21 protein-coding genes are annotated in these 17,388 nt (G+C 60.3%); 20 read left to right on the forward strand and 1 reads right to left on the reverse strand.

The genetic code is table 11. From position 1 onward, the window contains the following. Positions 1-80: 80 nt before the first annotated feature. From ACOTX1_RS13950 to acpT, 20 genes are all read left to right on the forward strand, one after another. A complete protein-coding gene (locus ACOTX1_RS13950) occupies positions 81-746 on the forward strand; it encodes a 7-cyano-7-deazaguanine/7-aminomethyl-7-deazaguanine transporter (RefSeq protein ID WP_003861274.1) in 666 nt (221 codons plus the stop codon). Positions 747-818: 72 nt separating this feature from the next. Then, on the forward strand, positions 819-1,376 hold the full coding sequence (locus tag ACOTX1_RS13955) for a DcrB family lipoprotein (RefSeq protein WP_003861272.1): 558 nt from the start codon (positions 819-821) through the stop codon (positions 1,374-1,376). A 135-nt stretch (positions 1,377-1,511) separates the two neighbouring features. Continuing rightward, the gene (locus tag ACOTX1_RS13960) at positions 1,512-2,561 is read left to right on the forward strand and encodes an AI-2E family transporter (protein WP_003861270.1); all 1,050 of its coding nucleotides are present in this window, start codon (positions 1,512-1,514) and stop codon (positions 2,559-2,561) included. A 125-nt stretch (positions 2,562-2,686) separates the two neighbouring features. Further along, positions 2,687-3,409 (forward strand): beta-ketoacyl synthase chain length factor, encoded by a 723-nt coding sequence (locus ACOTX1_RS13965; RefSeq protein WP_017384119.1) that lies wholly within the window; start codon positions 2,687-2,689, stop codon positions 3,407-3,409. Next, on the forward strand, positions 3,406-4,221 hold the full coding sequence (locus ACOTX1_RS13970) for a lysophospholipid acyltransferase family protein (protein ID WP_023314978.1): 816 nt from the start codon (positions 3,406-3,408) through the stop codon (positions 4,219-4,221). The genes ACOTX1_RS13965 and ACOTX1_RS13970 overlap by 4 nt, the downstream gene beginning before the upstream one ends. After that, positions 4,202-4,459 (forward strand): phosphopantetheine-binding protein, encoded by a 258-nt coding sequence (locus ACOTX1_RS13975; protein ID WP_003861263.1) that lies wholly within the window; start codon positions 4,202-4,204, stop codon positions 4,457-4,459. Before ACOTX1_RS13970 ends, ACOTX1_RS13975 begins: the two co-directional genes overlap by 20 nt. 11 nt (positions 4,460-4,470) lie before the next feature. Then, the gene (locus tag ACOTX1_RS13980) at positions 4,471-4,722 is read left to right on the forward strand and encodes an acyl carrier protein (protein WP_003861262.1); all 252 of its coding nucleotides are present in this window, start codon (positions 4,471-4,473) and stop codon (positions 4,720-4,722) included. Continuing rightward, positions 4,694-5,293 (forward strand): hypothetical protein, encoded by a 600-nt coding sequence (locus ACOTX1_RS13985; protein WP_003861260.1) that lies wholly within the window; start codon positions 4,694-4,696, stop codon positions 5,291-5,293. Before ACOTX1_RS13980 ends, ACOTX1_RS13985 begins: the two co-directional genes overlap by 29 nt. Next, positions 5,286-6,632, forward strand: a complete 1,347-nt coding sequence (locus ACOTX1_RS13990) for an AMP-binding protein (RefSeq protein ID WP_023314979.1) — start codon at positions 5,286-5,288, stop codon at positions 6,630-6,632. Before ACOTX1_RS13985 ends, ACOTX1_RS13990 begins: the two co-directional genes overlap by 8 nt. Then, on the forward strand, positions 6,619-6,969 hold the full coding sequence (locus ACOTX1_RS13995; protein ID WP_003861256.1) for a hydroxymyristoyl-ACP dehydratase: 351 nt from the start codon (positions 6,619-6,621) through the stop codon (positions 6,967-6,969). The genes ACOTX1_RS13990 and ACOTX1_RS13995 overlap by 14 nt, the downstream gene beginning before the upstream one ends. Next, positions 6,960-8,651, forward strand: a complete 1,692-nt coding sequence (locus tag ACOTX1_RS14000; RefSeq protein ID WP_032667181.1) for a glycosyltransferase family 2 protein — start codon at positions 6,960-6,962, stop codon at positions 8,649-8,651. The genes ACOTX1_RS13995 and ACOTX1_RS14000 overlap by 10 nt, the downstream gene beginning before the upstream one ends. A 3-nt stretch (positions 8,652-8,654) precedes the next feature. Continuing rightward, the gene (locus ACOTX1_RS14005) at positions 8,655-9,077 is read left to right on the forward strand and encodes an acyl-CoA thioesterase (protein ID WP_003861252.1); all 423 of its coding nucleotides are present in this window, start codon (positions 8,655-8,657) and stop codon (positions 9,075-9,077) included. Next, on the forward strand, positions 9,074-9,679 hold the full coding sequence (locus tag ACOTX1_RS14010; protein ID WP_023314981.1) for an outer membrane lipoprotein carrier protein LolA: 606 nt from the start codon (positions 9,074-9,076) through the stop codon (positions 9,677-9,679). The genes ACOTX1_RS14005 and ACOTX1_RS14010 overlap by 4 nt, the downstream gene beginning before the upstream one ends. After that, positions 9,648-11,969, forward strand: a complete 2,322-nt coding sequence (locus ACOTX1_RS14015; protein WP_023314982.1) for an MMPL family transporter — start codon at positions 9,648-9,650, stop codon at positions 11,967-11,969. The genes ACOTX1_RS14010 and ACOTX1_RS14015 overlap by 32 nt, the downstream gene beginning before the upstream one ends. Beyond that, the gene (locus tag ACOTX1_RS14020; RefSeq protein WP_023314983.1) at positions 11,966-12,544 is read left to right on the forward strand and encodes a DUF3261 domain-containing protein; all 579 of its coding nucleotides are present in this window, start codon (positions 11,966-11,968) and stop codon (positions 12,542-12,544) included. Before ACOTX1_RS14015 ends, ACOTX1_RS14020 begins: the two co-directional genes overlap by 4 nt. Position 12,545: 1 nt before the next feature. Beyond that, positions 12,546-13,712, forward strand: a complete 1,167-nt coding sequence (locus tag ACOTX1_RS14025; protein ID WP_023314984.1) for a beta-ketoacyl-[acyl-carrier-protein] synthase family protein — start codon at positions 12,546-12,548, stop codon at positions 13,710-13,712. Next, positions 13,712-14,185 (forward strand): dehydratase, encoded by a 474-nt coding sequence (locus tag ACOTX1_RS14030; protein ID WP_023323848.1) that lies wholly within the window; start codon positions 13,712-13,714, stop codon positions 14,183-14,185. The genes ACOTX1_RS14025 and ACOTX1_RS14030 overlap by 1 nt, the downstream gene beginning before the upstream one ends. Then, positions 14,179-14,910, forward strand: coding sequence for a 3-ketoacyl-ACP reductase FabG2 (locus ACOTX1_RS14035; RefSeq protein ID WP_026094333.1), 732 nt, complete (start codon positions 14,179-14,181; stop codon positions 14,908-14,910). Before ACOTX1_RS14030 ends, ACOTX1_RS14035 begins: the two co-directional genes overlap by 7 nt. Further along, on the forward strand, positions 14,907-16,136 hold the full coding sequence (locus ACOTX1_RS14040) for a beta-ketoacyl-ACP synthase (protein ID WP_023314986.1): 1,230 nt from the start codon (positions 14,907-14,909) through the stop codon (positions 16,134-16,136). The genes ACOTX1_RS14035 and ACOTX1_RS14040 overlap by 4 nt, the downstream gene beginning before the upstream one ends. Before the next feature lie 2 nt (positions 16,137-16,138). Then, positions 16,139-16,732, forward strand: a complete 594-nt coding sequence (acpT, locus tag ACOTX1_RS14045; protein ID WP_003861235.1) for a 4'-phosphopantetheinyl transferase AcpT — start codon at positions 16,139-16,141, stop codon at positions 16,730-16,732. Positions 16,733-16,792: 60 nt separating this feature from the next. Here acpT and ACOTX1_RS14050 read toward each other — a convergent pair whose 3' ends face one another. After that, entirely contained in the window at positions 16,793-17,299 is a 507-nt protein-coding gene (locus ACOTX1_RS14050) for a phenolic acid decarboxylase (RefSeq protein ID WP_023314987.1), read from the reverse strand. Between the last annotated feature and the right edge of the window lie 89 nt (positions 17,300-17,388).

Consider the following 17,388-nt stretch of genomic DNA (forward strand, 5'->3'; position numbering starts at 1 on the left):
TGCAAAGTGTCGTCAAAGCAGTATTATGCGGCGGCTTTATTGGGTTCCCTCACCCCAAATATTAATCAAAAAGGTACAATATGAACTCCTTTACACAATCGCAGCGCGTCAAGGCGTTGTTCTGGCTTTCGCTATTTCATCTGCTGGTGATCATCTCCAGTAACTATCTGGTACAGCTCCCCATCTCCATTTTTGGTTTCCATACCACCTGGGGCGCGTTCAGTTTCCCGTTTATTTTCCTTGCGACGGATTTAACCGTGCGTATTTTTGGCGCACCGCTGGCGCGGCGGATTATTTTTGCGGTGATGATCCCGGCACTGTTTGTCTCCTACGCCATCTCCTCGCTGTTTTACATGGGAAGCTGGCAGGGCTTCGAAGCGCTGACACACTTCAACCTGTTCGTCGCGCGTATTGCCACCGCCAGCTTTATGGCCTACGCCCTGGGGCAGATCCTCGATGTCCACGTGTTTAACCGCCTGCGTCAAAACCATCGCTGGTGGATGGCGCCAACGGCCTCCACGCTGTTCGGTAACGTGAGCGATACGCTGGCCTTCTTCTTCATCGCCTTCTGGCGCAGCCCGGACGCCTTCATGGCAGAACACTGGATGGAAATCGCTCTGGTGGACTACGCCTTTAAGGTGCTTATTAGCCTGGTCTTCTTCCTGCCGATGTACGGCGTACTGTTGAATATGCTGCTGAAAAGGCTGGCAGATAAATCTGAAATCTCCGCATTGCAGGCAGGTTAAGGGTTCGCTTTATCAGTTGTGATAAGATGAACGAATGAGCCGTTATGGCCGTTTATCGAAAGGAAGAAGTCAATGCGCAATCTGGTTAAATATGTCGGGATTGGCCTGCTGGTTGTTGGCCTTGCAGCCTGTGATAACAGCGACACCAAAACGCCTGCTCAGGGCGCGTCAGCAGAAAGCAACGCCACCGGTCAGCCGGTGAGCCTGATGGATGGCAAACTCAGTTTCTCTCTGCCCGCGGACATGACCGACCAGAGCGGTAAGCTGGGTACCCAGGCGAACAATATGCACGTCTATTCCGATGCCACCGGCCAAAAAGCGGTGATTGTGATCGTCGGTGACGATACCAGCGAAGATCTGGGCGTGCTGGCCAAACGCCTGGAAGATCAGCAGCGCAGCCGCGACCCGCAGCTTCAGGTGGTCACCAACAAGTCTGTTGAACTGAAAGGCCACACGCTGCAACAGCTGGACAGCATCATCTCTGCCAAAGGCCAGACCGCGTATTCCTCCGTGGTGCTCGGCAAGGTGGACAATAAACTGCTGACCATGCAGATCACCCTGCCGGCAGATAATCAGCAGAAAGCGCAGACCGCCGCTGAAAACATCATTAACACCCTCGTGATCCAGTAATCGTTCACCGGGATGCCGTGGCCTCCGTCGCTTGCGCCGGGGGCCATTTTTTTGCCACGACTTTCAGACTAACGCTCCAGACGAAGCCCATCCGGCGCACTACAATTAACACGCCCCCCGGAAAAAGGAATTCTTATGACTGCCAGCCCGCCCGACAAAGCCGGACTTCATATTTTATTAAAACTTGCCTGCCTGGTGGTTATCCTTGCGGGTATCCACGCGGCGGCGGATATCATTGTTCAGCTTCTGCTGGCGCTGTTTTTCGCCATTGTGCTCAACCCGCTGGTGACATGGTTTTTACGCCGGGGCATCAGCCGCCCAGTCGCGATTACCATTGTGGTGATGGTGATGCTGGTTGTCCTGACGGCGCTGTTCGGCGTGCTCGCCGCCTCGCTGAGCGAATTTTCCACCATGCTGCCGCAGTACAATAAAGAGCTGACGCGCAAGCTGGTCGATCTTCAGCGCATGTTGCCATTCGTGAATCTGCATATCTCACCGGAACGGATGCTGCGCCGGATGGATTCCGAGAAGGTGATGACCTACGCCACCACGTTGATGACCGGGCTTTCAGGGGCAATGGCCAGCATTCTGCTGCTGGTGATGACGGTGGTGTTTATGCTGTTCGAAGTGCGCCACGTGCCGTATAAGCTGCGTTTTGCCCTGAACAATCCGCAGATCCACATTGCCGGCTTGCACCGCGCGCTGAAAGGCGTATCCAAGTATCTGGCGCTGAAAACATTGTTAAGCCTGTGGACCGGCGTGATTGTCTGGCTGGGGCTGGTACTGCTGGACGTGCAGTTCGCGCTGATGTGGGGCGTGCTGGCGTTTTTACTGAACTACGTACCCAATATCGGCGCGGTGCTTTCCGCCGTTCCGCCGATGATCCAGGCGTTCCTGTTTAACGGTTTTTATGAGTGCATGCTGGTAGGGGCGCTGTTCCTCGTCGTGCATATGGTGCTGGGTAACATTCTTGAGCCGCGCATGATGGGCCACCGTCTGGGCATGTCGACGATGGTGGTGTTTTTATCGTTACTGATCTGGGGATGGCTGCTGGGTCCGGTGGGCATGCTGCTCTCCGTGCCGCTCACCAGCGTCTGTAAAATCTGGATGGAAACCACGAAAGGAGGCAGTAAACTCGCCATTCTTCTGGGTCCGGGTCGGCCAAAAAGCCGTTTGCCGGGATAACCGGGTGGAAAGGGTCAAAAGTGACGTTTATTCGCCAGCGCGACGACAACATTGTACGATGTGCGCAGTAAATCGCGCTGGCGAAGAAAAAGTCACAGAAACAGGTTTATCGCGGACGCGCGTAGATGAAATTTACACTTACCCTTATCGACTGGCAGGCAAGAGCGCCAGGACTCAGCGATGCCGACGAATGGCAGGCATGGTCACGCCGGTCTGACGCCATCGATCCCGCTGCACCGCTGGCGAAACTGACCGATCTGCCGATGATGACCGCCCGCCGCCTGAATTCAGGCAGCAGGCTGGCCGTCGATCTTGGCCTGATGATGCTGCGCAAACACCGCATCGATGCCGTCGTCTACAGCAGCCGTCATGGGGAGCTGGAGCGCAATTTCCGTATTCTCCAGGCCCTGGCGGCAGAACAGCCCGTTTCCCCCACCGATTTTGCCATGTCGGTACACAACTCGGCGGTCGGCAATCTCACTATCGCCGCGCGTCAGCCTGTTGTCTCTTCGTCGGTTTCCGCCGGTATGGATACCTTCCAGCAGAGCTTGTGCGACGTGCTGAGCCTGCTGCATGCGGGCTACTCCCGCGTATTGCTGGTGGATTTCGACGGTCTGCTGCCTGATTTTTATCACGCCGGGTTGCCACCGCAGATGCCCGTCTGGCCCTACGCGCTGGCGCTGGTGATTGAAGCCGGAAATACGCTCAGCTGTGAAACGCACGTCAACCGCACGCCTGAAGAGCCCGCGCTGCCGCAAAGCCTCCAGTTCCTGCGCCATTACCTGCGGGACGAGCGCCAGTTCACCCTGCCGGGCGAGCGCCTGCTGTGGCAATGGACGCGCCAATGAGAGGGTTACGTTCCCGCCTCGATCGGTTATGGCGGATGCTGATGACCGGATTGTGCTTCGCCCTGTTCGGCCTCGGCGGACTGACGCTGTCGCTGGTATGGTTTAACCTGCTGCTGATTTTCCAGCGCGACCGCACCCAACGTCGCCGCCTGGCACGCCGTACTATTTCTGCCAGTTTTCGCCTGTTCCTCGCGGTGGTACGCGGTGTAGGGGTACTGGATTACCGTTTCAACAACCTGGACGTTCTACGCGCCGAGCGGGGCTGTCTGGTGATTGCGAATCATCCCTCGCTGCTGGACTACGTTCTGCTGGCGTCGGTGATGAACGAAACCGACTGTCTGGTGAAAAGCGCGTTGCTGCGTAACCCGTTCGTCAGCGGCGTGATCCGCGCGGCTGACTATCTGATTAACAGCGAAGCCGACACGCTGCTTGCCGCAAGCCAGCAGCGTCTGTCCCAGGGCGACACCCTGCTTATCTTCCCTGAAGGCACCCGCACCCGGGTGGGGGAAGTCATGACCCTGCAACGTGGGGCGGCGAATATCGCCGTTCGCTGCAACAGCGCCGTGCGCGTGGTGGTGATCCACTGTAGCGAACGGATGCTGGATAAACAGAGCAGCTGGTATAACGTGCCCCCCAACAAACCTGTTTTCACCGTGGATGTTCGCGAACGCATCAACATTCATGATTTTTATGATGCGAGTCAGCACGAACCCGCGCTGGCAGCAAGGCAGTTAAACCGGCATATGCAGCATCAGTTAACAACCGGTCTTCAATCTTTGTCAGGAACGAAAGATGCAAGCGCTCTATCTTGAAATTAAGAATCTCATTATCTCTACACTGAATCTGGAAGAACTTACCCCAGAGGATATTGATACAGACGCCGCGCTCTTTGGCGACGGCCTCGGTCTGGACTCAATCGACGCCCTTGAGCTGGGGCTGGCGGTAAAAAATCAGTACGGCGTAGTGCTTTCTGCCGAAAGTGATGAGATGCGTCAGCACTTTTATTCCGTTGCCACGCTCGCGGCTTTTATCCATCAACAACGCGCCTGAGAATGACCGCTATGACAGAACAACAAACGATTTATCAGGAAGTCTCTGCGCTTCTTATTACGCTGTTTGAAATCGCCCCGGAGGATATTACCCCTGAGGCACGTCTTTACGAGGATCTGGACCTCGACAGCATTGATGCCGTCGATATGGTGGTGCACCTGCAAAAGAAAACGGGCCATAAAATCAAGCCTGAAACCTTCAAAGCGGTGCGCACGGTGCAGGACGTCGTGGACGTTGTGGAACAGCTTCAGCGCGACGCGTAACGTGCGTTCGATTCCAGTTCTTCCCGCCCTGACGGGGCTGATGCTGCTGGCATGGCCGTTTTTGATCGGCTTCGGGCTGGCGAATAATAGCCTGCACGGGATACTGCCCGTGATGGCGCTGGTGCTGCTGATGCGCGTCTGCCAGGCCCGTCGGCAGGGCGGCCCCCTGCGTTATCTGTTCGTAAGCGTGGCGCTGGCCGGCATAGCGCTTTGCGCGGCGAGCTACGTCCTGCACGCGCACCAGTGGGTGCTGTTATATCCGGTGGTGGTGAATCTGGTGATGCTGGTGGTGTTTGGCGGTTCGCTGTGGACGGCAATGCCCGTCGTCGAGCGGCTGGCGCGCCTGCGTGAACCGGACCTCTCCCCCGTCGGGGTACGTTACACGCGCCGGGTTACCCAGGTCTGGTGCGGCTTTTTTATTATCAACGGGGCGATCGCGCTGTTTACCGTATTACACGCCGATATCCGTCTGTGGACGCTGTGGAACGGGATGATTGCCTATCTCCTGATGGGCACGCTGATGGCTGGCGAGTGGCTGGTGCGACAACGGGTGAAGAAAAACGATGCTTAACCCTCTTCCGCTTAGCCAGTGGCTCAGTGCGCCCCGCCCTGACGACACCCCTGTCGCCTGGCAGGACGACCATCTCTGGACGCTTGGCGATCTGCGCCACGACGTCACTCAGCTGGTCGACACGCTGCGTCGTGAAGAGGGCGAGCGCTGGGCGCTGTGCATCGAAAACGGCTATCTGTTTATTGTCGCGCTGCTGGCGACGCTGCATGCGGGTAAAACGCCGGTCCTCCCCGGGCACAGCCGGGCGGCGCAGCTTAACGAACAGCGGGCGCTGTTCAGCGGCGTCCTGAGCGACACCACGCTCGATTTTCAGGGGCAACAGCTGCGGGTGGCTTCCGCTCAGCGGGCAGGCCATCCCTTTTCACCGCTGCCTGCCATCGGTGAGATGCGCACGATCGAGCTTTACACCTCCGGCTCGACCGGCACGCCGCAGCGGGTGAGTAAGCCGGTGGTCAGCCTGGACCGTGAGGCTCGTCTTCTGGCGGCGCATTTTGGCGAGCGTCTGGCGGGCTGTCACGTCGTGGCTTCCGTGGTGCTGCACCACCTGTATGGCCTGACGTTTCGTGTCGTCTTACCCATGGCGCTCGGCCTGCCGCTGCACGCCAGCCTGCTCAACTATGCCGAGCAGCTCTCTGCCCTTCCCGACGATAAACGCTATCTTTTCATCAGCAGTCCGGCGTTTCTCAAGCGGCTGGACGCGTCACTGACGCCGCCCCCCGTCAACCTGCTCTTCTCCGCTGGCGGCGCGCTGCCCTGGCAGGAGGTCGCCGCGGTTCAGGCCTGGCTCAACGTCTGGCCGGATGAAATATACGGCAGCACGGAAACAGGCGTAATGGCCTGGCGCTATCGTCAGGAGGAAAGCACCCGCTGGCAACCTTTCCCCGGCGTGACGTTTCACGGCGATCGCGTGATGTCGCCGCTGATCCCCGAGGTGGAGGGGGTCGTGCTGGATGATATCCTGCACTTCACGGCTGACGGGCAGTTCAGCCTCGTCGGGCGCCGCGGTCGGGTGGTCAAAATTGAAGATAAACGCATTTCACTCGATGACATTGAGCGCCGCCTGTTGGCGCTGGACGGCATCCGCGAGGCCGCCGCGCTGACGGTGACGCGCGGCGGGCGTCAGGGCATTGGCGTATTGCTGGTGCTGAATGAAGCGGTGCGTCAGCAACACGAACAGGGCAAAAAAGCGCAGGAGCTCGCCTGGCGACGCGCCCTTCGCCCCTGGCTTGAACCGGTTGCCGTGCCGCGCTACTGGCGGATCGTTGATGAAATCCCGGTCAACAGCATGAACAAGCGCGTGACTGCGCAGCTACAGGAGTTGTTTCATGAAGATCCCTGAAATCGGGCGCCTCCAGCCCGATCCACAGCATCTGGAGATAACCTTTTATCTTGATCCTGACCTGCTCTGGTTTAAGGGACATTTCGCCGTACAGCCGCTGCTGCCGGGCGTGGCCCAGCTCGACTGGGTAATGCATTACGCTGCCGCGCTGGCGCCGGGCTACCGTTTTCACAGTATTCAGAACGTGAAGTTCGCCGCCCCGCTGTTGCCGGAGAATACGGTCACGCTGCTCCTTGCCTGGCAGCCCGAACGCGAGATGCTGACCTTTAGCTACCAGCGCCATGCGGGTAACGAGCGCCACACCGCCAGCAGCGGGAAGATTCGCTTATGTCAGTAACCTTCCGTCCCTGCGTGCTGATCCCGTGCTATAACCACGGGGCGATGATGGCTTCGGTGCTGGCGCGCCTGGCGCCTTTCGATCTGCCCTGTCTGGTGGTGGACGACGGCAGCGATGAAACCACGCGCCGCACGCTTGAAGCGCTGGCGGCGGATCGTCCGCAGATCACACTGCTGCGGCTGGCCGAAAACAGCGGCAAAGGCGCGGCGGTGATGCAGGGGCTGAAAGACTGCGCCGATCGCGGCTTCACCCACGCCGTTCAGGTGGACGCTGACGGCCAGCACGCTATCGAAGACATCCCCAAACTGCTGGCGCTGGCCGAACGCCATCCCGATGCGCTCATTTCCGGGCAGCCCGTTTACGATGACTCGATCCCCCGTTCGCGCCTGTACGGCCGCTGGATAACGCACGTCTGGGTCTGGATTGAAACCCTCTCCCTGCAACTGAAAGACAGCATGTGCGGGTTTCGCGTTTACCCGATAGCCCCGGTTTTGCGCCTTGCAGCAACCACGCCGCTCGGCAGGCGAATGGATTTTGATACCGAAGTGATGGTGCGCCTCTACTGGCAGGGCAACACCAGCTATTTTCTGCCCACCCGCGTGACCTATCCGCCGGACGGGGTATCCCATTTCGATGCCCTGAAAGACAACGTGCGCATCTCGTTGATGCATACCCGTCTGTTTCTCGGCATGCTGCCGCGCATTCCTTCCCTGCTGATGCGTCGCCGCTCGCAGCACTGGGCGCAGCAGCAGGAGGTGAAAGGATTATGGGGCATGCGCCTGATGCTGCGCGTCTGGCAACTGCTGGGGCGTAAGGCGTTTACCGCCCTGCTATGGCCGGTTACGGCCGTCTACTGGCTAACCGCCCGCGCTGCGCGTCAGGCGTCGCAGCAGTGGCTGGCGCGGGTTAAAACGGTGATGGCACAGCGGCAAATGCCGCAACCCGCGCGGCTTAACAGTTTTTCCCACTTCCTGCGCTTCGGTCATGCCATGCTGAACAAAGTGGCCAGCTGGCGCGGCGAAATGAAACTCCATCGCGATCTGGTCTTTGCGCCAGGCGCGCAGGAGGCGCTGGGGCTCGACGATCCTCAGGGCAAACTGCTGCTCGCGTCGCATCTTGGCGATGTGGAAGCCTGCCGGGCGCTGGCCCAGCGCGAAGGGGCGAAAACCATCAACGCGCTGGTCTTTAGCGACAACGCCAGACGTTTTAAGCAGGTGATGGAGGAGATGGCGCCGCAGGCGGGCATTCACCTGATGCCGGTCACCGACATTGGCCCGGAGACCGCCATCCTCATCAAAGAGAAGCTGGATCGCGGCGAATGGGTGGCGATCGTGGGTGATCGCATTGCCGTCACCCCGCAGCGCGGCGGTAGCTGGCGGGTGATATGGAGCGAATTTATGGGCCAGCCCGCGCCGTTCCCGCAGGGGCCGTTTATCCTGGCGTCCATTTTGCGCTGCCCGGTGGTGCTGATTTTTGCCCTCTGTCAGCAGGGAAAGCTGACCCTGCACTGCGAGCCGTTTGCCGACCCGCTGCTGCTGCCGCGCGGCGAACGCCAGCAGGCGCTACAGCAGACCGTCGACCGCTATGCGGAGCGGCTGGAGCATTACGCGTTCTTGTCGCCGCTCGACTGGTTTAATTTTTTCGATTTTTGGCAGCTGCCAGAGATCAACGAGAAGGAGTAAAGGGTGCTGACCGATCCCCGCTTTACGGCTGAAGTTGAAATCACCGTTCCGTTCCACGACGTCGATATGATGGGCGTGGTGTGGCACGGCAACTACTTCCGCTACTTTGAGATTGCCCGCGAAGCGCTGCTCAACCAGTTTGATTACGGCTATCGCCAGATGAAAGCGTCCGGCTACGTCTGGCCGGTGGTGGATACCCGGGTGAAATACCGCGACGCGGTGACCTTCGAGCAGCGCATTCGCATCCGCGCCCACATTGAAGAGGTTGAAAACCGTCTGCGCATCGCCTATCAAATCTTCGACGCGCAAACCGGGAAACGCACCACCACCGGCTACACCATTCAGGTGGCGGTGGAAGAAGCAAGCCGGGAGATGTGCTTTGTCAGCCCGGCCATTCTGTTCGAACGCATGGGGATCGCGCCATGAAATGGATAACGCTACTCGCGCTGCTGGTAAGCCCGCTGGTGAACGCGGTCACGCTGGATGAACTGCAACAGCGGTTTGCGGAGCAACCGGTAGTGCGCGCACACTTCGAACAGACCCGCACGATCAAGGATATGCCTCAGCCCCTGCGCTCGCAGGGGGAGATGCTAATCGCCCGTGACAATGGCCTGCTGTGGGATCAAAAAGCGCCGTTCCCGATGACGCTGCTGCTGGATGACAAACGGATGGTGCAGATCTTCAACGGTCAGTCGCCGCAGACCATTACCGCCGACACTAACCCGCAGATGTTTCAGTTCAACCATCTGCTGCGGGCGCTGTTCCAGGCCGACCGCAAGGTACTGGAAGAGAACTTCCGCGTCGATTTCAAAGACCTGGGCGAAGGCCGCTGGTCGCTGGTGCTGACGCCCGTCACCACGCCGCTGGACAAGATTTTCTCCACCCTTGATTTGAAGGGCGCGATCTATCTGGAATCCATTCGCCTGAACGATAAGCAGGGCGACACGACGGATATCGCCCTCTCCCGCCACCAACTGACGCCCGCCCGCCTGACTGATGCAGAACGCCAGCGCTTTGCCGCACCGTAACGCCCTGCGCCCGGCGCTGCTGTGGGCCGCGGTATGCCTGATCCTGCTGGGCGTGCTGCTGTCGCTGCTGCCTGGCTCGCGGCTGAACAGCAGCGTGCTCGCCATGCTGCCGAAACAGACGCTCGGCGCGATCCCTCCCGCTCTCAACGACGGATTTATGCAGCGCCTCGACCGCCAGCTCATCTGGCTGGTCAGCCCCGGCAAACAGCCGGACCCGCGCGTGGCGCAGCAGTGGTTAACCCTGCTGCAACGCAGCCAGGCGCTGAGTGTCGTAAAAGGTCCGCTGGATGCCGCCGGGCAACAGGCCTGGGGAGATTTCTTCTGGCAGCACCGCAATGGCCTGGTCGATCCGGCCACCCGCGCCCGCCTGCAAAACGGCGGTGAAGCGCAGGCTCAGTGGATCCTGTCCCAGCTCTACTCCGCCTTTTCCGGCGTGAGCGGCAAGGAGCTGCAAAACGATCCGCTGATGCTGATGCGCGGCGCGCAGCTCGCGCTGGCGAAGAACAGCCAGAAGATGCAGCTGATGGACGGCTGGCTGGTGACAAAAGATGCGGCCGGGAACTACTGGTATCTGCTACACGGCGAGCTGGCGGGCTCGTCGTTTGACATGCAGCAAACCCACCAGCTGGTGACCACCCTCAACGCGTTGCAGCAGACGCTGAAAAGCCAGTATCCACAGGCGCAGCTGCTCTCGCGCGGGACGGTGTTCTACAGCGATTACGCCAGCCAGCAGGCTAAAAACGATATTTCCACGCTTGGCGTCGCCACGGTGCTCGGGGTGATCCTGCTGATTGTGTCGGTGTTTCGCTCCGTGCGTCCGCTGCTGCTGAGCCTGCTCTCCATTGCCATCGGCGCGCTGGCGGGGACGGTCGTGACGCTCCTGCTGTTCGGTGAGCTGCACCTGATGACGCTGGTGATGAGCATGAGCATTATCGGCATCTCGGCGGACTATACGATTTACTACCTCACGGAGCGGATGGTGCACGGCGCGGAACACTCGCCCTGGCAAAGCCTGGCAAAAGTGCGTAACGCGCTGCTGCTGGCGCTGCTGACCACCGTCGTGGCGTATCTCTTCATGATGCTGGCCCCCTTCCCCGGCATTCGTCAGATGGCGGTGTTCGCCGCCGCAGGACTGAGCGCCTCGTGCCTGACGGTAATGTTCTGGCATCCGTGGTTGTGCCGTGGCATGCCGGTCCGCCCGGTCCCCCTGAGACGGATAATGCAGCGCTGGCTGGACGCCTGGCGCGACGGTAAAGCCCTCTCTGTCGGGCTGCCGGTAGCGCTGGCGCTGCTCTCCGCCATCGGGATCGCCAGCCTGCGGGTGGATGACGATATCGCCCGGCTTCAGGCGCTGCCGCAGGACATTCTGGCGCAGGAAAAAACCATCACCGCCCTGACCGGGCAAAATGTCGATCAGAAATGGTTCTTGGTGTACGGCGCGTCGGCTCAGGAAACGCTGGAGCGGCTGGAGGCGTTTACCCCGGCGCTGGCGCAGGCGCAAAAAGCCGGAGAATTAACCCGCTGGCGCACCCTGCCGCTGAACTCGCTGGCGCGGCAGAACAGCGATCTGCAACTTCTGCGTAACGCCGCGCCGACGGTGACGAAAATGCTGCAAAGCACGGGGCTGAATGCCGTCCCTCCGAACCTGAACGCCATGCCTGTCAGCGTGGAAGCGTGGCTCGCCAGCCCGGCCAGCGAGGGCTGGCGTTTGCTGTGGCTGACGTTGCCGGACGGCAAAAGCGGTGTGCTGGTCCCGGTCGATGGCGTCAGAAACAGCGCCGCGCTCGGTGAGCTGGCCACCCGCCATCCCGGGGTCGTCTGGGTTGACCGTAAGGCCAGCTTCGACAGCCTGTTTGCGCTCTACCGCTCGCTGCTGTCGGGGCTGCTGGGCGTGGCGCTGGCGGTGATTGCCGGCGGCGCGATGCTACGTCTCGGCTGGCGAAAAGGGCTGGTGGCGCTGGTGCCATCCGTGCTGTCGCTGGGCGGCGGGCTGGCGGCGCTGGCCGTGACGGGCCATCCGGTGAACCTGTTTTCCCTGCTGGCGCTGGTGCTGGTCCTCGGCATTGGCATCAACTACACGCTGTTTTTCAGCAACCCGCGCGGCACGCCGCTGACCTCCATGCTGGCGATTACCCTCGCCATGATGACCACCCTGCTGACGCTGGGGATGCTGGTATTCAGCACCACTCAGGCCATCAGCAGCTTTGGCATTGTGCTGGTGAGCGGTATCTTCACCGCGTTCCTGCTCGCCCCGCTGGCGATGCCGTCTAACAAAGAGAACTTACCATGACCCGTTTCATTCGCCTGGCGGCAGTGATGATGGCCCTGTTGCTGGCGGGGTGTAGCCATACGACGAACCGCGATGACGCGCGCCCTCAGGCCTGGCTCCAGCCCGGCACCCGCGTCACGCTACCCCCGCCGGGCATCACGCCTGCCATCCGCGCGCAGCAGTTGCTTACCGGCAGTTTTAAAGGCCAGACCCAGTCGCTGCTGGTGATGCTGAACGCCGACGGAAATAAAGTGACGCTTGCCGGCCTCTCCTACGTCGGGATCCGCCTGTTCCTCGCCACCTACGACGACACCGGGATCCACACCGAGCAGTCGGTTGTGATGCCGCAGCTGCCGCCCGCCAGCCAGGTGCTGGCCGACGTGATGCTGAGCCACTGGCCGCTCAGCGCCTGGCAGCCGCAGTTGCCGAAAGGCTGGACGCTGAACGATACTGACACCAGACGCGAACTGCGCAACCCCGATGGCAAACTGGTCACGGAAATTGTCTACCTGAACCGTAACGGCAGGCGCGAACCGATTAGCATTGTGCAGCACGCTTTTCACTACCACATCACCATTCAATATCTGGGTGACTGAGATGATTTACCTTTCTGCCGTTGGCATGGTCAACGCGCTCGGCAACTCGGCTGATGAAATAGCGGCGAACCTGATCGCTGGCGTGGCCCCCGGGATGCGCCAACGTGCGGGCTGGCTACAGGGCTTACCCGAGGCCGTGCTGGGAGGCGTGGAGGGTGAACTTCCCCCTGTCCCCGAGTCTTTTTCCGCCCATCGCAGCCGCAACAACCAGCTGCTGCTGGCGGCGCTTGCGCAAATCTGGCCCGCCGTCGATGCGGCCATTGCGCGCGTGGGGCGAGACCGCGTGGCGGTTGTGCTGGGCACCAGCACCTCCGGACTGGACGAGGGTGATGAGTACGTGCGCCGCGCGCAGAACGGCGAGCGCAGCCCGCAGTGGCAATATCCGCAGCAGGAGCTGGGCGATCCGTCGCGCTTTCTCGCCAGCTGGCTTGCGCTGGACGGCCCGGCGTATACCATTTCGACCGCCTGCTCCTCCAGCGCGCGGGCGATCATCAGCGGTCGTCGCCTGATCGACGCCGGGCTGGTGGACGTCGCCATCGTCGGCGGGGCCGACAGCCTGAGCCGCATGCCGGTCAACGGCTTCAACAGCCTGGAGTCCTTCTCCCCGACCCTGTGCGAACCGTTTGGCCGCAACCGTCGGGGGATCACCATTGGCGAAGCGGCGGCACTGATGGTGCTGACCCGCGAGCCGGGCGAGGTTGCGCTGCTGGGCGCGGGGGAATCCAGCGATGCGTACCATATTTCCGCCCCACATCCGCAGGGCGAAGGGGCGATCCGCGCCATCAACCAGGCGCTGAACGAGGCGGGCATAACGGCGGCGGACGTCGGCTATATCAACCTGCACGGCACCGCCACGCCGCTGAACGATCGCATTGAGGCGCAGGTTATCCACGATCTCTTTGGCGACCGCGTGCCGTGCAGCTCCACGAAACATCTTACCGGCCACACGCTGGGCGCCGCGGGGATCACCGAGGCCGCCCTGAGCTGGCTGATCCTGACCCGAAGCCTGCCGCTGCCGCCGCAGGATTTTTCCCGCTACGCGCCGGACGACACCCTGCCCGCCTTCGGCCTACTGCACCAGAGCGCACCGCTGAATAAACCGGTGATCCTGTCAAACTCCTTCGCGTTTGGCGGCAACAACGCCAGCCTTCTGCTGGGGAGAGTATGATGCACTACTTACCTCCCGGGGATTATCTTCCTCACGACACGCCGATGCTGCTGCTTGAGAGCGTGGAAAGCGTCACCGATGACCGCGCCGTTTGCAGCGTGACGGTGAACGAACGGGGCGTTCTGGCCCCGTTCCTGGACGCGGACGGCAACCTGCCTGGCTGGTTTGCGCTGGAGCTGATGGCCCAGACCGTGGGCGTCTGGTCTGAATGGCACCGGATGCAAAAAGGGCTGCCGCACTGTGCGCTGGGCATGGTGCTGGGCGCGCGCGAGCTGGTGTGCGACGCAGGGCATTTTGCCGCAGGCAGCACGCTGACCATCACCATCGAACGTCTGATGCAGGATGAACGCTTTGGCAGCTTCGAGTGCACCATTCATGCGGATAGTGTCTCCCTCGCCACGGGCCGCGTGAACACCTTCCAGCCGAGCGAGGAAGAATTAACCACACTTTTCAACCAGGGAACACCATCATGAGATCCGTACTGGTCACTGGCGCCAGCAAAGGCATTGGCCGCGCTATCGCCCTTCAGCTTGCGGCGGACGGTTTCACCGTCGGCGTGCATTACCATCGTGATGAAGCGGGCGCGCAGGAGACGCTGGAAGCGATTGTCCAGGCAGGCGGCGCGGGCCGTTTACTCACCTTCGACGTGGGCAACCGCGAGCAGTGCCGCACGGTGCTGGAACAGGAGATCGCTGACCACGGCGCGTGGTATGGCGTGGTCAGTAACGCCGGTATTACCCGCGACGGCGCATTTCCTGCGCTCAGCGACGATGACTGGGACAGCGTGATCCACACCAATCTCGACAGTTTTTATAACGTCATTCATCCCTGCATTATGCCGATGATCGGCACCCGCAAGGGCGGGCGGATCATCACCCTGTCGTCGGTGTCAGGCATTATGGGCAACCGTGGGCAGGTGAACTACAGCGCGGCGAAAGCCGGGATCATCGGCGCCACCAAAGCGCTCGCCACCGAGCTGGCAAAACGCAAAATCACCGTCAACTGCATCGCGCCGGGGCTGATCGATACCGGCATGATCGAGATGGACGAAGCCGCACTGCACGCGGCGATGTCGATGATCCCGATGCAGCGTATGGGCCAGGCCGAGGAGGTCGCGGGGCTGGCGAGTTACCTGATGTCGGATAAAGCAGGCTATGTGACGCGTCAGGTGATTTCGATTAACGGAGGCATGCTATGACCCGCCGGGTAGTGATTACGGGCATGGGCGGCGTCACCGCGTTCGGCGAGGACTGGCCGACCATCTCGCGCCGTCTGCGCAAGTATGAAAATGCGGTGCGTACCATGACGGAGTGGCAGGCGTATGACGGCCTGCAAACCCTGCTCGCCGCGCCGATTGAAGACTTCACTCTCCCCGCTCACTATACCCGTAAGCGCATTCGCGCCATGGGCCGCGTGTCGCTGCTCTCTACCCGCGCCACCGAGCTGGCGCTGGAGCAGGCGGGACTAATCGACGACGCGGTGCTGACCAACGGTCAGACCGGCATCGCCTACGGCTCGTCGACCGGCAGCACCGGGCCGGTCAGCGAGTTTGCCTCTATGCTCACCGAAAAGCACACCCACAACATCACCGGCACCACTTATGTGCAGATGATGCCGCACACCACGGCGGTGAATACCGGGCTGTTCTTTGGCCTGCGCGGACGGGTGATCCCCACCTCGAGCGCCTGTACCTCTGGCAGCCAGGCGATTGGCTACGCCTGGGAAGCGATTCGTCACGGCTACCAGACGGTGATGGTGGCAGGCGGCGCGGAAGAGCTGTGCCCATCGGAAGCGGCGGTTTTCGATACCCTGTTTGCCACCAGCCAGCGTAACGACGCGCCAAAAACCACGCCGTCGCCGTTTGACGTTCAGCGCGATGGCCTGGTGATTGGCGAAGGGGCGGGTACGCTGGTGCTGGAAGCGCTGGATCACGCCAGAGCGCGCGGAGCGACAATTTATGGCGAGATCGTGGGCTTTGCCACCAACTGCGATGCGGCGCACATCACCCAGCCCCAGCGTGAAACCATGCAGGTGTGTATGGAGCAGTCGCTGGCGATGGCGGGTCTTGGCCCTCAGGACATTGGCTACATTTCTGCCCACGGCACGGCAACCGATCGCGGGGATATCGCCGAGAGTCAGGCGACCGCCGCCATTTTCGGCGACAGCGTGCCCATCTCATCCTTAAAGAGTTATTTCGGTCATACCCTGGGTGCCTGCGGCGCGCTGGAAGCCTTGCTGAGTCTGCATATGATGCGGGAGGGCTGGTTCACGCCGACGCTCAATTTAAGACAACCGGATGAGCAATGCGGCGCTTTAGATTATATTATGGGGGAAACCCGCCCGATTGATTGCGAATTTATTCAGAGCAATAACTTTGCCTTTGGCGGCATCAATACCTCGATAATCATTAAACGCTGGGCGTAACTATGTACCAGTTTGTACTGGGAAAGATCTCCACCCTTAGCGCGGACCCGCTGGCGTCAACGCTCGCAGACATGGCACCTCAGGGTGCACGACACGCTTCCTGGCTTGCAGGCCGGACGCTGCTCGCCAGAACCTTATCCCCCTCGCCCCTTCCCGAGATAATTTACGGCGAGCAGGGAAAACCGGCCTTCGCTAACGGCCATCCGCTGTGGTTTAACCTGAGCCACAGCGGGGACGATATTGCCCTGCTGATGAGCGATGAAGGTGAAGTGGGCTGCGATATCGAAGTGATCCGCCCGCGGGAGAACTGGCAGGCGCTGGCAAATGCCGTTTTCAGCCTCACCGAACATGACGAGCTGGAACGTGAAGCGCCGGAAGAGCAGCTTTCCGCATTCTGGCGCATCTGGACACGCAAAGAGGCAATCGTCAAACAGCGTGGCGGCAGCGCGTGGCAGATAGTCAGCATTGACAGCACCGCCCAGTCGCTCCCGGTCAGTCAGCTACGCTTCGGCTCGCTGAGCCTGGCGGTCTGTACCCCTACGCCTTTCACCTTAACGGCGGAAGCGGTTACTTACTCCGGTATTCCTGCGGCATAAAAAACGGCCATGCCGGTTAAAACCAACATGGCCAATGTCCCGTTCACGTTGTTCTCGATCTTATTTTAAATTTTCCGGGAAGTTTGCAGGCAGCTCGCTGGCCGCGCAATTGATCACGCTATCGTCATTCGCACCGCAGTCACGCACGAAGGTGATGGTGGCAAATTCATCAATCACTTCGGTTGGATACGCTGGTCCGGCATCACGGTAGCTATTCATCAGCGGAATGTGATCGTTCTGGAAGCAGACGGTTTTTTCCGGATTATTCATGACCCAGCGCGGGAAGAAGATGGTGCCGTGGAACAGGCGGTCGCCCAGGTTCACGATCAAGCTCACGTCAGTACCGGTTGGCTCCGTCCAGGAAATTTTATAGATGCTCTCCCCAACACGGACGATGAAGGCCTGCTGATCTTTCACCCAACGGTTGCCAACCAGACCACTGTGAATACGGTAGTCCAGGGTGTTTTCGTTTTTAACGTAAATTTCGTAATTCCAGCCATTATCGTAGGTATATACAAGATGTTTGCCGACGAAGCCGCTTAAATCATGTTTATCGAAGGTGCTCATACGATGTATCCTTTGTTTTGATGAAACGATCGTACCCCTTCAAAAAATGAATGAATAACGCTATGTTTGAATCAAATTCATCCAAAATT

The organism is Enterobacter cloacae complex sp. IR5401 (assembly GCF_049238425.1).
Classification (GTDB): domain Bacteria; phylum Pseudomonadota; class Gammaproteobacteria; order Enterobacterales; family Enterobacteriaceae; genus Enterobacter; species Enterobacter hormaechei_C.

Excerpts from the sequence above, each read along its gene's own strand:
- ACOTX1_RS13995 (WP_003861256.1), top strand. The coding sequence starts at position 6,619 with ATGAAGATCCCTGAAATCGGGCGCCTCCAGCCCGATCCACAGCATCTG.
- ACOTX1_RS13960 (WP_003861270.1), top strand. The coding sequence starts at position 1,512 with ATGACTGCCAGCCCGCCCGACAAAGCCGGACTTCATATTTTATTAAAA.
- ACOTX1_RS13965 (WP_017384119.1), top strand. The coding sequence starts at position 2,687 with ATGAAATTTACACTTACCCTTATCGACTGGCAGGCAAGAGCGCCAGGA.
- ACOTX1_RS14040 (WP_023314986.1), top strand. The coding sequence starts at position 14,907 with ATGACCCGCCGGGTAGTGATTACGGGCATGGGCGGCGTCACCGCGTTC.
- ACOTX1_RS14030 (WP_023323848.1), top strand. The coding sequence starts at position 13,712 with ATGCACTACTTACCTCCCGGGGATTATCTTCCTCACGACACGCCGATG.
- ACOTX1_RS14020 (WP_023314983.1), top strand. The coding sequence starts at position 11,966 with ATGACCCGTTTCATTCGCCTGGCGGCAGTGATGATGGCCCTGTTGCTG.
- ACOTX1_RS13955 (WP_003861272.1), top strand. The coding sequence starts at position 819 with ATGCGCAATCTGGTTAAATATGTCGGGATTGGCCTGCTGGTTGTTGGC.
- acpT (WP_003861235.1), top strand. The coding sequence starts at position 16,139 with ATGTACCAGTTTGTACTGGGAAAGATCTCCACCCTTAGCGCGGACCCG.
- ACOTX1_RS14050 (WP_023314987.1), bottom strand. The coding sequence starts at position 17,299 with ATGAGCACCTTCGATAAACATGATTTAAGCGGCTTCGTCGGCAAACAT.
- ACOTX1_RS13975 (WP_003861263.1), top strand. The coding sequence starts at position 4,202 with ATGCAAGCGCTCTATCTTGAAATTAAGAATCTCATTATCTCTACACTG.
- ACOTX1_RS14015 (WP_023314982.1), top strand. The coding sequence starts at position 9,648 with ATGCAGAACGCCAGCGCTTTGCCGCACCGTAACGCCCTGCGCCCGGCG.
- ACOTX1_RS14000 (WP_032667181.1), top strand. The coding sequence starts at position 6,960 with ATGTCAGTAACCTTCCGTCCCTGCGTGCTGATCCCGTGCTATAACCAC.
- ACOTX1_RS13980 (WP_003861262.1), top strand. The coding sequence starts at position 4,471 with ATGACAGAACAACAAACGATTTATCAGGAAGTCTCTGCGCTTCTTATT.
- ACOTX1_RS14010 (WP_023314981.1), top strand. The coding sequence starts at position 9,074 with ATGAAATGGATAACGCTACTCGCGCTGCTGGTAAGCCCGCTGGTGAAC.
- ACOTX1_RS13950 (WP_003861274.1), top strand. The coding sequence starts at position 81 with ATGAACTCCTTTACACAATCGCAGCGCGTCAAGGCGTTGTTCTGGCTT.
- ACOTX1_RS13970 (WP_023314978.1), top strand. The coding sequence starts at position 3,406 with ATGAGAGGGTTACGTTCCCGCCTCGATCGGTTATGGCGGATGCTGATG.
- ACOTX1_RS13990 (WP_023314979.1), top strand. The coding sequence starts at position 5,286 with ATGCTTAACCCTCTTCCGCTTAGCCAGTGGCTCAGTGCGCCCCGCCCT.
- ACOTX1_RS14025 (WP_023314984.1), top strand. The coding sequence starts at position 12,546 with ATGATTTACCTTTCTGCCGTTGGCATGGTCAACGCGCTCGGCAACTCG.